The organism is Streptomyces sp. NPDC046887 (assembly GCF_040644755.1).
Lineage (GTDB): Bacteria > Actinomycetota > Actinomycetes > Streptomycetales > Streptomycetaceae > Streptomyces > Streptomyces lichenis.
Window position 1 is genome coordinate 77,699 of sequence record NZ_JBEYXH010000021.1, and the last position, 12,058, is coordinate 89,756.

The 12,058-nt window shown below is 73.9% G+C and carries 12 protein-coding genes; 4 read left to right on the forward strand and 8 right to left on the reverse strand.

Translation table 11 applies throughout. The features are described from left to right. Positions 1 to 32: 32 nt before the first annotated feature. The 4 genes from ABZ945_RS20335 to ABZ945_RS20350 all read right to left on the reverse strand — a co-directional run bounded on the left by ABZ945_RS20335 (position 33) and on the right by ABZ945_RS20350 (position 4,370). Complete coding sequence (locus ABZ945_RS20335; RefSeq protein WP_361271190.1) at positions 33 to 1,727, reverse strand: phospho-sugar mutase; 1,695 nt, start codon at positions 1,725 to 1,727, stop codon at positions 33 to 35. Positions 1,728 to 1,817: 90 nt separating this feature from the next. After that, a complete protein-coding gene (locus ABZ945_RS20340) occupies positions 1,818 to 2,642 on the reverse strand; it encodes a purine-nucleoside phosphorylase (RefSeq protein WP_361271193.1) in 825 nt (274 codons plus the stop codon). A 384-nt stretch (positions 2,643 to 3,026) separates the two neighbouring features. Then, positions 3,027 to 3,842, reverse strand: a complete 816-nt coding sequence (locus ABZ945_RS20345; RefSeq protein WP_361271195.1) for a DUF899 family protein — start codon at positions 3,840 to 3,842, stop codon at positions 3,027 to 3,029. Between the two features lie 90 nt (positions 3,843 to 3,932). Continuing rightward, complete coding sequence (locus ABZ945_RS20350; RefSeq protein WP_248636787.1) at positions 3,933 to 4,370, reverse strand: gamma-glutamylcyclotransferase; 438 nt, start codon at positions 4,368 to 4,370, stop codon at positions 3,933 to 3,935. Between the two features lie 202 nt (positions 4,371 to 4,572). Here ABZ945_RS20350 and ABZ945_RS20355 point away from each other — a divergent pair, with 202 nt between their 5' ends. After that, positions 4,573 to 6,021, forward strand: coding sequence for an NAD(P)H-quinone dehydrogenase (locus ABZ945_RS20355; RefSeq protein ID WP_361271198.1), 1,449 nt, complete (start codon positions 4,573 to 4,575; stop codon positions 6,019 to 6,021). Between the two features lie 191 nt (positions 6,022 to 6,212). Further along, positions 6,213 to 7,208, forward strand: a complete 996-nt coding sequence (locus tag ABZ945_RS20360; RefSeq protein ID WP_361271201.1) for a DeoR/GlpR family DNA-binding transcription regulator — start codon at positions 6,213 to 6,215, stop codon at positions 7,206 to 7,208. Between the two features lie 188 nt (positions 7,209 to 7,396). On the opposite strand, the gene ABZ945_RS20365 is transcribed toward ABZ945_RS20360, so the two are convergent. Next, a complete protein-coding gene (locus ABZ945_RS20365) occupies positions 7,397 to 7,990 on the reverse strand; it encodes a helix-turn-helix domain-containing protein (protein WP_361271203.1) in 594 nt (197 codons plus the stop codon). A gap of 177 nt (positions 7,991 to 8,167) precedes the next feature. Continuing rightward, the gene (locus tag ABZ945_RS20370; protein ID WP_361271205.1) at positions 8,168 to 9,940 is read right to left on the reverse strand and encodes a biotin carboxylase N-terminal domain-containing protein; all 1,773 of its coding nucleotides are present in this window, start codon (positions 9,938 to 9,940) and stop codon (positions 8,168 to 8,170) included. 393 nt (positions 9,941 to 10,333) lie between these two features. Here ABZ945_RS20370 and ABZ945_RS20375 point away from each other — a divergent pair, with 393 nt between their 5' ends. After that, on the forward strand, positions 10,334 to 10,813 hold the full coding sequence (locus ABZ945_RS20375) for a hypothetical protein (RefSeq protein WP_361271207.1): 480 nt from the start codon (positions 10,334 to 10,336) through the stop codon (positions 10,811 to 10,813). Between the two features lie 29 nt (positions 10,814 to 10,842). On the opposite strand, the gene ABZ945_RS20380 is transcribed toward ABZ945_RS20375, so the two are convergent. Beyond that, the gene (locus tag ABZ945_RS20380) at positions 10,843 to 11,451 is read right to left on the reverse strand and encodes a nucleoside triphosphate pyrophosphatase (protein WP_361271209.1); all 609 of its coding nucleotides are present in this window, start codon (positions 11,449 to 11,451) and stop codon (positions 10,843 to 10,845) included. Between the two features lie 153 nt (positions 11,452 to 11,604). On the opposite strand from ABZ945_RS20380, the gene ABZ945_RS20385 reads away from it, so the two are divergent. After that, positions 11,605 to 11,733, forward strand: a complete 129-nt coding sequence (locus ABZ945_RS20385; RefSeq protein WP_361271212.1) for a hypothetical protein — start codon at positions 11,605 to 11,607, stop codon at positions 11,731 to 11,733. Positions 11,734 to 11,802: 69 nt separating this feature from the next. Here the strand turns inward: ABZ945_RS20385 and ABZ945_RS20390 are convergent, their stop codons facing one another. Next, positions 11,803 to 12,012 carry an acyl-CoA carboxylase epsilon subunit gene (locus tag ABZ945_RS20390; protein ID WP_248636782.1) on the reverse strand — a complete coding sequence of 70 codons (210 nt, stop codon included), beginning with the start codon at positions 12,010 to 12,012 and terminating at the stop codon, positions 11,803 to 11,805. Positions 12,013 to 12,058 lie beyond the last annotated feature (46 nt).

Below are 12,058 nucleotides of genomic sequence, written 5' to 3' on the forward strand. Positions count from 1 at the left end.
AAACTCGCGCTCGCCAAGGGGGGTTGCCGGGGTCAGATCCCGGCCGCCGCCGCGAGGTCGCGCTTGAGGGCGGTGAGGACCTCGGTGGCGCGGGTGCGGGCGTCGGCCAGTTCGGGCTGGGCGGCGACGGGGACGACGACCTCCAGGTAGCACTTGAGCTTGGGCTCGGTGCCGCTGGGGCGGACGATGACGCGGGCGGTGTAGGCGCCTTCGAGGTGGTAACGGAGGCCGTCGGTGGGCGGGAGGGTGTCGGTGCCCTTGGTCAGGTCCTCCGCGGAGGCGACCGTCAGCCCGGCCAGCTCGGCCGGCGGCTGCTCGCGCAGGCGGCGCATGGCGGTGGCGATGACCGTGAGGTCGGTGACCCGGACGGAGAGCTGGTCGGTGGCGTGCAGGCCGTGGGTGACGGCCAGCTCGTCCAGCCGGTCGGCGAGCGTACGGCCCTGCTCCTTCAGTTCCGAGGCCAGCTCGGCGACGAGCAGCGCGGCCGTGATGCCGTCCTTGTCGCGCACCCCGCCCGGGTCCACGCAGTAGCCGAGCGCCTCCTCGTAGCCGTAGCGCAGGCCCTCCACCCGGGCGATCCACTTGAAGCCGGTCAGCGTCTCCTCGTACCCGGCCCCGGCCGCCTCGGCGATCCGGCCCAGGAGGGAGGAGGAGACGATGGACTCGGCGAAGACGCCCTCGGCGCCCTTGCGGACCAGGTGGTCGGCGAGCAGCGCGCCCACCTCGTCGCCGCGCAGCATCCGCCAGCCCGCCTCGGCGGAGGCGTCCGGCACCGCGACGGCGCAGCGGTCGGCGTCCGGGTCGTTGGCGATGACCACGTCGGGGGCGGCCCGGCGCGCGGTGGCGAAGGCCAGGTCCATCGCGCCCGGCTCCTCCGGGTTGGGGAAGGCGACGGTGGGGAAGTCCGGGTCGGGCTCGGCCTGTTCGGCGACGAGTGTCGGGGCGGGGAAGCCGGCCCGCGCGAAGGCGGCCAGCAGCACGTCCTTGCCCACGCCGTGCATCGCCGTGTAGACGGTCTGCGCGGTGCGGGCGGTGCCGGGGGTGAGGACGGCGTCGGTACGGGTGAGGTAGGCGGTGAGGACGTCCTCGCCGAGGGTGTCCCAGCCGGACTCGGGGCGTGCCACGTCCGCGAGGGCGGCGACCGCGTCGATCTCGGCGGCGATCTCGCCGTCGGCCGGCGGCACGATCTGCGAACCGTCGCCCAGGTACACCTTGTAGCCGTTGTCCCGGGGCGGGTTGTGGCTGGCGGTGACCTCGACACCGGCGACCGCGCCCAGGTGGCGGATGGCGAAGGCCAGCACCGGGGTGGGCAGCGGGCGGGGCAGCACGGCGGCGCGCAGCCCGGCGCCGGTCATCACCGCGGCGGTGTCCCAGGCGAAGTCGGCCGACTTGTGCCGGGCGTCGTAGCCGACCACGACCAGCCCGTTCGCCTCGCCCTTGGACTTCAGGTACGCGGCCAGGCCGGCGGCGGCGCGGATGACCACCGCGCGGTTCATCCGCATCGGGCCCGCGCCCAGCTCACCGCGGAGGCCGGCGGTGCCGAACTGGAGGGTGCCGGAGAAGCGGTCGGCGAGCGCGGCGGTGTCGCCCGCCTCGATCAGCCCGGCCAGCTCCTCGCGGGTCTCCGCGTCCGGGTCCTCGGCCAGCCACGCCCGCGCCCGGGCGACGAGCTCCGCCTGCGCGGTGGCGTCCGCGGTGGCGGCATCGGCGGTGGGGTCCTGCTGCACGGTGGTCTGCCTTCCTGGGCGTGCTGTACGGGGATGGGGGCGGGCCGGGCGCCCGTGGGGGCGGGCCCGGCCCGGTGGGGTCCAACCGCCTCAGAGGCGGTTGAGCACCTGGGTGAGCAGCTCGCCCATCCGGGCCGCCGAGTCGCGGCCGGCCTGGAGGACCTCCTCGTGGTTCAGCGGCTCGCCGGAGAGGCCCGCCGCCAGGTTGGTGACCAGGGAGATGCCCAGCACCTCGGCGCCCGCCTCACGGGCCGCGATGGCCTCCAGCACGGTGGACATGCCAACCAGGTCGCCGCCGAACACGCGGACCATGTTGATCTCGGCCGGGGTCTCGTAGTGCGGGCCGGGGAACTGGACGTAGACGCCCTCCTCCAGCGTCGCGTCGACCTCCTTGCACAGCGCGCGCAGCCGCGGCGAGTACAGGTCGGTCAGGTCCACGAAGTTGGCGCCGACGATCGGGGAGGCGGCGGTCAGGTTGATGTGGTCGCTGATCAGCACCGGCTGACCGGGGCGCATGCCCTGGCGCAGGCCGCCGCAGCCGTTGGTGAGCACGACGGTCTTGCAACCGGCGGCGACGGCGGTGCGCACCCCGTGGGCCACCGAGGCGACGCCGCGGCCCTCGTAGAAGTGGGTGCGGCCGAGGAAGACCAGGGCGCGCTTCTCACCGAGCAGGTACGAGCGGATCTTGCCCCCGTGGCCCTCGACGGCCGGCGGCGGGAAGCCGGGCAGCTCGGTGACCGGGAACTCGGCCTCCGGCGCCCCGAGCGCGTCCACGGCCGGCGCCCAGCCGGAGCCCATCACCAGGGCGACGTCGTGGGTCTCGGCGCCGGTCAGTGCGCGGAGCCGCGCGGCGGCGTCGTCGGCGGCGGCGTAGGGGTCGCCCTGGAGGTGGTCCGGGGTGGCAGTTGCGTTCACAGAGTCTCTCGCCTCGCGAAGAACGTCGCCCCGGGCGGGCCAGGCCGACCGGGGTCCGGGGCCGAGGCCCCGGAGAAAACAGAATGCGGTACGCACAGAGCCTAGCCGCAGATTGCCTACGCGCGTAGATGACGTAGCCCACGGACTTGCGATCGTTGTCTTGTCGTTTCCCACAGGGGGGTGAAGAGGGGGTGAAGGGGGGTGTGCGGAGGGTCTGGGGTGCCGGGGGCCCGGGGGCGCTCGACGGTGCCGGGGGCAGGGAGCAGCGGGCGGTGCCTTGGGGCCGGGCGCCCGACGGTGCCGGGGGACTGGGGCGTCTCAGGGAGCGGCGGGGCGGTGCCGGGGGGGCCGGGGCTCCGGGCGGTGCAGGGGGCCGGGGGTGTCTCAGGGGGTGGCGGGGCGGTCGGCCAGGTCGTCGGAGCGGCCGGCGTCGATGCGCGGCCAGTGCGCGGTGGGACGTCCACCTTCCTCGTCCCGCAGCGGCCGCCAGTCCGGAGCGCCGCTGAGGGTCCGGGTGGCCTGCCCGAGGCGCGGCCAGGCTGCCGGTGAGTCCTCCCACTCCTCCTGGCGCCCGAACACCGTGAGGTCCATGAGCGCGTAGCTGTGGTCCACCGCCTCCGCCCCACGGCGGCTGGTCCAGTACGTCTCGAAGACGCGGTCGCCGTCGCGCAGGTAGCACACCAGGTGGAACAGACCGGGCTCCCGGCCGGTGAGAAGCGAGGCGAGCGAGGGCTGGGCGGAGTACCACGGCATCTCCCACCCCATGAAGGAGCGGTAGCGCAGGCTCTCCTCGTACGAGGTCCGCGCGTCCGCGAAGCCGTAGGCGGTGTTCCGCCCCTGGCACAGCACGGCGAAGGTGATGTCGCGGGAGTGGAGATAGCTCAGCTCGCCCACCTGGCTCATCACCCAGGTGCAGCCCTCACACTGCTCGGCGGCCGGCCGCCCGGGCCACCACATGAAGTAGTAGGCGATCAGCTGGCGTCGCCCTTCGAACGCGTCCAGGAGGGTCACGGGGCCGTCCGGTCCCAGCAGAGGGCTGTCCGCGGCCACCTCGACCATCGGGAGCCTGCGGCGCGCGGCGGCGATCGCGTCCCCTTCGCGGGTGTGCGCCTTCTCCCTCGTACGCAGGTCTTGCAGATGCTGCTCGAAGGTCGCGCGGTCGGTTACGGGCGGCTGCGCCTTGCTCGGCTTTTCGGACACGGGGGCTCCCGGGATCACGTGGGGGGTTCGTGCGTGGGTCGCTGTGTCGCCGTCTCTGCCCCCTTTCCGCCGCAGGGCCCGCCGAAGAGGTCAGCAGGGGCGCTTGCGGAGCTCCATGACGTAGTCGTGCGGGGCGCCCGCGGACTCGGCGGCGTCCGCCACCTCGCCCAGGTAGCGGGCGGAGGGCAGCCCGCCCTCGTAGCCGTTGAGGACGTAGACCCAGGCGGGCTCCTCGCCGTCCAGGGTGTGCACCCGTACCCGCATCCGCCGGTAGATGTCGAGGCCCACGCCCTCCCAGCGGTCCATGGAGTCCTCGTCCATCGGCGCGATGTCGTACAGGGCGACGAATACCTGGGAGCGCGGCGCCTCCACGATGGTGGCCAGCGACCCCTCCCAGCCCATCTGCTCGCCGCCGAAGGTCAGCCGCCAGCCGTTGAGCCAGCCCGTGCCGCGCAGCGGGGAGTGCGGAGCGCGGCGGGTCATCAGCCGCGCGTCGAGGTTGCCGGCGTACGCGGCGTAGAGCGACATGGCATCGAGGGTACGGGAGGGGCGGGCATGGGGCCCGTTCCGGCCGGAGGGCCACCGGGCGGTCACCGGATGGCAACCCGGCGGGGTCGGCGCGGCCGCCCCCGGCCCCGTACGGGAGTGCGGGACCCGGCGGGAAGCACCCCGGTGCGTGCGGGACAATGGGACGCGTACTCCAGACCCTGCCGTGACGAGAGCGCGAGGCGTGACCCCTGTGACCCGGATCGTGATCATCGGTGGCGGACCCGGCGGATACGAGGCGGCCCTGGTGGCCGCCCAGCTCGGCGCGGAGGTGACCGTCGTGGACTGCGACGGCCTCGGCGGGGCGTCCGTCCTGACCGACTGCGTCCCCTCCAAGACCCTGATCGCCACGGCCGAGGTGATGACCACCTTCGACTCCTCGCACGAGGAGCTGGGCATCATCGTCGCGGACGACACTCCGCACATCGAGCAGGCCGCCCGGATCGTCGGCGTGGACCTCGGCAAGGTCAACCGCCGGGTCAAGCGCCTCGCGCTCGCCCAGTCGCACGACATCACCGCCTCGGTCACCCGGGCCGGTGCCCGCGTCGTACGCGGCAAGGGGCGGCTGGAGGGGCAGCAGGCGGCGGACGGCTCGCGCCAGGTCGTGGTCCGGGCCGCGGACGGCTCCGAGGAGCGGCTGACCGCCGACGCGGTGCTGATCGCCACCGGCGGCCACCCGCGCGAGATCCCCGACGCCCAGCCCGACGGCGAGCGCATCCTCAACTGGACCCAGGTCTACGACCTCGACGAGCTCCCCGAGGAGCTGATCGTGGTCGGCTCCGGCGTCACCGGCGCCGAGTTCGCCGGGGCGTACCAGGCGCTGGGCTCCCGGGTCACCCTGGTCTCCTCCCGCGACCGGGTGCTGCCCGGTGAGGACCCGGACGCGGCCGCGGTGCTGGAGGACGTGTTCCGGCGGCGCGGGATGAACGTCATGGCCCGCTCGCGCGCGGCCTCCGCCAAGCGGGTCGGCGACCGGGTGGAGGTCACCCTGGCGGACGGCCGGGTCATCTCCGGCACCCACTGCCTGATGGCGGTCGGCGCCATCCCCAACACCGACGGGATGGGCCTGGAGGAGGCCGGGGTGCGGCTCACCGACTCCGGGCACGTCAAGACCGACAAGGTCTCGCGGACCTCGGCACCCGGGGTGTACGCGGCCGGCGATGTCACCGGTGTCTTCGCGCTCGCCTCGGTCGCGGCCATGCAGGGCCGGATCGCGATGTACCACTTCCTCGGCGACGCGGTCACCCCGCTGAACCTCAAGGCCGTCTCGGCGAACGTCTTCACCGACCCGGAGATCGCCACCGTCGGCTACAGCCAGGCCGACGTGGACGCGGGCCGGATCGACGCCAAGGTGGTCAAGCTGCCGCTGCTGCGCAACCCGCGCGCCAAGATGCAGGGCATCCGGGACGGCTTCGTGAAGATCTTCTGCCGCCCGGGCACCGGGATCGTGGTCGGCGGCTGTGTGGTCGCCCCGCGCGCCAGCGAGCTGATCCACCCCATCTCGCTCGCGGTGGACAACAACCTGACGGTGGAGCAGATCGCCAACGCGTTCACGGTGTACCCGTCGCTGTCGGGCTCGATCGCCGAGGTGGCCCGGCAGTTGCACACCCGGAAGGCCGAGGGCGGGGCGTAAGGGCCTTTACCGGCGCGGTGCGGGGCGGGGGGGAACGGACAACCCCCGCCAACCCCCGGCAAGTCGGGGCGGTGAGCGGTCGGCAATCGCCGTCCGGAGTCAAGGAGCGTCAACGAGCGAGCCGTCTTATACCAGTTGGTGGGCGTCTCTGTTCGGAAATTCGCTTAACGGGGGCATTCCGCTGCGTGGGAATGGTCGCTGGGGTTACTGTCAGTTTCGTGTTCGCTGCAGAACGTCGTCAGTTGATCCTTGAAATGGTGCGCGCCAACGGGGCCGTGAGCCTCCGGGAGCTCGCCCGCGTCGTCCAGACCTCAGAAGTGACCGTACGGCGGGACGTACGGGCGCTGGAGGCAGAAGGACTCCTCGACCGCCGGCACGGCGGTGCGGTACTTCCCGGCGGCTTCACACGGGAGTCCGGGCTCCCGCAGAAGTCGCACCTGGCCACGGCCGAGAAGACCGCCATCGCCGATGTGGCCGCCGGACTGGTGGGCGAGGGCGAGGCCATCGTGGTCGGCGCCGGGACCACCACCCAGGAGCTGGCCCGCCGGCTCGCCCGGGTGCCCGGCCTCACCGTGGTCACCAACTCGCTGCTGGTCGCCCAGGCCCTGGCGCACGCCAACCGGGTCGAGGTGGTGATGACCGGCGGCACCCTGCGCGGCTCCAACTACGCCCTGGTGGGCAGCGGGGCCGAGCAGTCCCTCCAGGGTCTGCGGGTCTCCCGGGCGTTCCTGTCCGGCAGCGGGCTGACCGCCGAGCGCGGGCTGTCCACCTCCAACATGCTCTCCGCCAGCGTGGACCGCGCCCTGGTGCAGGCCGCCGCGGAGGTGGTCGTGCTCGCCGACCACACCAAGCTGGGCACCGACACCATGTTCCAGACGGTGCCCACCGACCTGATCACCCGTCTGGTCACCGACGAGCCGCCGCCGCACGAGGACCGGGCCGGCACCGAGCTCCAGGCGCTCGCCGACCAGGGGGTGCAGATCACCGTCGCCGGCACCGGCCAGGGCGGTGCCCCCGAGAACGCGCCGCCCAGCCGCCGCACCCGCCAGGACGTGCCGCTGCCCGGCCAGCGGGGCCGCCACCCGGGCGCCCCCGGACCGCTGCGCGGCGCCCCCGGCCCGCTGGCCGCCCCCGACCCCCAGCCCGCCGAGCGCGCGGCCCGAGTGGCGGACCTGCGCCGCCGCTGAGCCCGCCTGAGCCCGCTGAACTGGTGGGGCGGGCGGCCGGGTTACGGCTTGAGGCCGCGCGAGCCGGCGGTGAGGGCTTACGGAGCGGGGCCCCGGGCCACCGGGCCCTGTGGTTGCGGCCTGAGGTACCGCGCGAGTCTACGGAGCGGGGCCCCGGCCCTCCGCCCCCTTGCCCCCCGGCCCTGCGGTTACGGCTTCAGCCCGCGCAGGGTCAGGGTCAGCAGCCGGTCGGCGAGCTGCTCGTCGGCCGGGCACTCCTCGGCGGCCAGGGCGATCGCGTTGGTCAGCTGCATGAGGTCGCCGATCGACACGTCCTCCCGTACCGCCCCGGACCGCTGCGCCCGCCGCAGCAGCGCGGCGCCCGCCGAGCCCAGCGGGGTGCTGCACTGGGAGAGCGCGGAGGTGGTGTCATGCGAGGCGGACATCAGCTCCCTGGCCAGCCCCCGGTACTCACCGGCGTGGGTGACGATGGCCCGCAGCCACTCCACCAGCGCGGCGCACGGCTGCTCGGCCTCGGCCAGCTCCTGGGAGCGGGTGAGCAGGGCGTGCAGCGCCTCCTGGAAGACCGCGTTCATCAGGGCGTGCCGGTTGGGGAAGTGGCGGTAGAGCGTGCCGATGCCCACGCCCGCCCGGCGGGCCACCTCCTCCAGCGAGGCGTCGGTGCCGTGCTCGGCGAAGGCCAGCCGCGCCTCGCGCAGCAGCCGCTCCCGGTTGCGGCGGGCGTCGGCGCGCAGCGGACGCGGCTGCTCGGGCACCCGGTCGCCCGCCGTACTGGTCGCCATCGCGCGGTCCCTCCTCGTCGCGGCCCCGCCGCGCTCGCGGCGTGCTCTCCAGGAACTCCAGGATGCCATCGAGGGCTGGGGCCCCCGCCCGGCACGGAGAATCACGGGGCGGTACGGGACGGGGCCCACCGGAGATCATCCGGTGGGCCCCGTCCCATGGCCGTAGAGCGCCGGCCGTCAGTCCTTGATCTCGCAGATCGCGGCGCCGGAGGTGATGGAGGCGCCGACCTCGGCGGTCAGGCCCTTGACCGTGCCGGAGCGGTGGGCGTTGAGCGGCTGCTCCATCTTCATGGCCTCCAGGACCACGATCAGCTCGCCCTCCTTGACCTCCTGGCCCTCCTCGACGGCCACCTTGACGATGGTGCCCTGCATGGGCGAGGCGAGGGTGTCGCCGGAGGCGGCCGGGCCGGACTTCTTGGCGGCCCGGCGCTTGGGCTTGGCGCCGGCGGCCAGCCCGGTGCGGGCCAGCGACATGCCCAGCGAGGACGGCAGGGAGACCTCCAGGCGCTTGCCGCCGACCTCCACCACGACCGTCTCGCGGCCCGGCTCCTCGTCCGCCTCGGCGTCGGCCGGGGCGGCGAAGGGCTTGATCTCGTTGACGAACTCCGTCTCGATCCAGCGGGTGTGGACGGTGAACGGGTCGCTGGAGCCGGTCAGCTCGGGGCCGAACGCCGGGTCGACCACCACGGCCCGATGGAACGGGATGGCGGTGGCCATGCCCTCCACGGTGAACTCGGCGAGCGCCCGGGAGGCGCGCTGGAGGGCCTGCTGCCGGGTGGCGCCGGTGACGACCAGCTTGGCCAGCAGGGAGTCCCAGGCCGGGCCGATGACGCTGCCGGACTCCACGCCCGCGTCCAGCCGGACACCGGGGCCGGTGGGCGCGTCGAAGAGGGTGACGGTGCCGGGGGCGGGCAGGAAGTTGCGGCCCGGGTCCTCGCCGTTGATGCGGAACTCGAAGGAGTGGCCGCGCACCGCGGGATCGCCGTAGCCCAGCTCCTCGCCGTCGGCGATCCGGAACATCTCGCGGACCAGGTCGATACCGGTGACCTCCTCGGTGACCGGGTGCTCGACCTGGAGGCGGGTGTTGACCTCCAGGAAGGAGATGGTGCCGTCGTTGCCGACCAGGAACTCCACCGTGCCGGCGCCGACGTAGCCGGCCTCCTTCAGGATGGCCTTGGAGGCGGCGTAGAGCTGCTTGTTCTGGTCCTCGCTGAGGAACGGCGCCGGGGCCTCCTCGACCAGCTTCTGGTGGCGGCGCTGGAGCGAGCAGTCACGGGTGGAGACGACGACCACATTGCCGTGGGTGTCGGCCAGGCACTGGGTCTCCACGTGCCGGGGGCGGTCGAGGTAGCGCTCGACGAAGCACTCGCCGCGGCCGAAGGCGGCCACCGCCTCGCGCACCGCCGACTCGTAGAGCTCGGGGACCTCCTCCAGGGTGCGGGCGACCTTCAGTCCGCGCCCGCCACCGCCGAAGGCGGCCTTGATGGCGATCGGCAGGCCGTGCTCCTTGGCGAAGGCCACGACCTCCTCGGCCCCGGAGACCGGGTCGGGGGTGCCGGCCACCAGCGGGGCGCCGGCGCGCTGGGCGATGTGCCGGGCGGCCACCTTGTCGCCCAGGTCGCGGATGGCGTGCGGCGGCGGGCCGATCCAGGTCAGCCCGGCGTCCAGCACGGCCTGGGCGAACTCCGCGTTCTCCGACAGGAAGCCGTAGCCGGGGTGGACCGCGTCCGCCCCCGCGTCGGCGGCGGCCTGGAGCACCTTGGCGATGTCCAGGTAGCTGGTCGCCGGGGTGTCACCGCCCAGGGCGAACGCCTCGTCGGCCGCCCGGACGTGCAGGGCGTCCCGGTCCGGATCGGCGTAGACGGCCACGCTGGCGATCCCCGCGTCCCGGCAGGCCCGGGCGACACGGACAGCGATTTCGCCACGGTTGGCGATGAGCACCTTGCGCACGATGGCTCCCTCCTTGAAACAAGCTGAGTTTAGGGACTGCCGACACGGCCTCACGACCCGTCCCCAGGGGTGAGCTTGCCCACACGGAGCGTGATTCGAGGCGTGCCGTATGCGGAAAAATCCTTGTCGCACCACGTTACGCAGGGCTTCTGGACGGAACAGTAACCGCCCGGTGTGGCCCAGGTCTCTGTCTGCCGGTCCAGCGCCGCGTCCCGATTCTTTGTGGAGTCCCTACCAATGGCGGAACGGATTCCTCCGAGCGGCGCGCTCGACGCGATCTCCGGGACCGGCCTTGGTCCACACCCTTGTCCTGGCCATTACCACTCAGTAGCCTGCCCGGCACCGGCCACTACCGCCGGTAAGGGAGATACCAGCGGGACAGGAGGGGGTTCCATGGGGGTCCGTCGAGCCGTCGCCCTGGCGGCCGGAGCCGTGCTGCTGCTGGAAGCGGTCGGCACGGTGCTGCTGCATCTGGTGCTCGCCACCGTGATGGGCGGCCAGCAGATGTCCCTGGACGGCCTCAAGCCCGACCATATGGTCACCGGGATCTGGGTGCTGGGGGCGGTGTTCGGCGCGTTCCTGGCGCTCTGCGGGGTGCTGCTGCTGGTGGTGGGGGTACGGGACCAGCCGCCGACCCGGCCGGTGCGGATCGTGCTGATCGCCTGCGCCATCGTGCACGGGGTGCTGGGCGCGGTGGCGGTGGGCCTGGTCGGCTGGACCGCCTTCGCCCTGATGATGCTGGTCCTGGCGCTGCTCGTGGCCGCGCTGGTGCTGTACGCCCCCGACCTGCCGGACCGCCGCCCGGGCCCCACCGGGGTGGACGGCGACCCGGGGGCGGGGCCGGACGGCAGCGGGCGCCCGGCCCCGGCGTAGGGCCGCGGTGCGCGTACGAAGGGGTGGGCTCAGGCCCAGAGGTCGGTGATGGCCACCCCCAGCTCGGCCAGCAGCCGGCGCAGCAGCGGCAGGGACAGCCCGATGACATTGCCCGGGTCACCGTCCACGCCCTCGATGAACGGGGCTGACCGGCCGTCCAGGGTGAAGGCGCCGGCCACGTGCAGGGGCTCCCCGCTGGCCACATACGCGGCGATCTCCTCGTCCGTCGGCTCGCCGAACCGGACGACGGTGGACGCGGTGGCGGAGGCGTACCGCTTGGCGGCGGTGTCGTAGACGCAGTGCCCGGTCTGGAGCACGCCCGCCCGGCCGCGCATCTCCTTCCAGCGGGCGGTGGCCTCCACCGAGTCGGCCGGCTTGCCCAGCGCCCGCTTGTCCAGCTCCAGCACCGAGTCGCAGCCGATCACCAGGGCGCCGGCCACCTCGGGCCGGGCCGCCACCCGGGAGGCCTTGGCCTCGGCCAGCGCGAGCGCCAGTTCGGCGGGGGTGGGAGCGGTGATCGCGTCCTCGTCCACCCCGCTGACGATGACCTCGGGGGCGAGGCCGGCCTGCCGGAGCAGACCGAGGCGGGCGGGGGACGCGGAGGCCAGTACGAGACGGCGGCGAGCGGCGATGGTCATGCCAGGGAGGGTACTGATCCACTCCGGCGGCCGCGGACACGGCCGGGGCGGACGGGGACACGGCCGGGGGTGACCAGGCCCACGCGGGCCCCGGTGGAGGCTGAGTACGCGTACTCAGGCGGGCGGCGGGGCGGCGGCCGCAGGATCGAAGACATGCTGTGGTCCGACCCGGAGAACGAGCCGCCCGAGGAGATGCGCGATATGCAGGCCATGCTGCGGCGCGCGGGTGTCCTGCTGGCCCTGGCGATGGTGCTGCTGATGTTCGTCACGGGGCTGCGTTAGCGACGGCCGCCCGTGCCGCAGGGCCCGCACCCGCGCCGGGTACGGGCCCTGCCGCCGCTACCGATGTCCTCAGGCCGGCCAGTAGGAGCGGGTCCAGGAGCGCGGGCCCGGCTGGGGGCGGCGGCCGCGGGCGATCCTGGCCGGGTCGGACCAGCCCTCCGGGGCGTGCGGCGGGCCGTCGGAGGCGGCCGCGGCATCGGCCGCCGCGCGGGCCCGGACCACCGCGAGGGCGGCGGCCAGCTCCTCCGGGGTCGGGTTGCCCCGTACGACTCTGATCATGGGAACCTCCTCGTGGTGGTGCTGCCGGACGCGACGCTGACGCGGG

Coding starts and splice junctions, on each gene's coding strand:
- ABZ945_RS20350 (WP_248636787.1), bottom strand. CDS start 4,370: ATGTCGCTCTACGCCGCGTACGCCGGCAACCTCGACGCGCGGCTGATG.
- ABZ945_RS20360 (WP_361271201.1), top strand. CDS start 6,213: ATGGTCGCTGGGGTTACTGTCAGTTTCGTGTTCGCTGCAGAACGTCGT.
- ABZ945_RS20365 (WP_361271203.1), bottom strand. CDS start 7,990: ATGGCGACCAGTACGGCGGGCGACCGGGTGCCCGAGCAGCCGCGTCCG.
- ABZ945_RS20375 (WP_361271207.1), top strand. CDS start 10,334: ATGGGGGTCCGTCGAGCCGTCGCCCTGGCGGCCGGAGCCGTGCTGCTG.
- ABZ945_RS20380 (WP_361271209.1), bottom strand. CDS start 11,451: ATGACCATCGCCGCTCGCCGCCGTCTCGTACTGGCCTCCGCGTCCCCC.
- ABZ945_RS20385 (WP_361271212.1), top strand. CDS start 11,605: ATGCTGTGGTCCGACCCGGAGAACGAGCCGCCCGAGGAGATGCGCGAT.
- ABZ945_RS20390 (WP_248636782.1), bottom strand. CDS start 12,012: ATGATCAGAGTCGTACGGGGCAACCCGACCCCGGAGGAGCTGGCCGCC.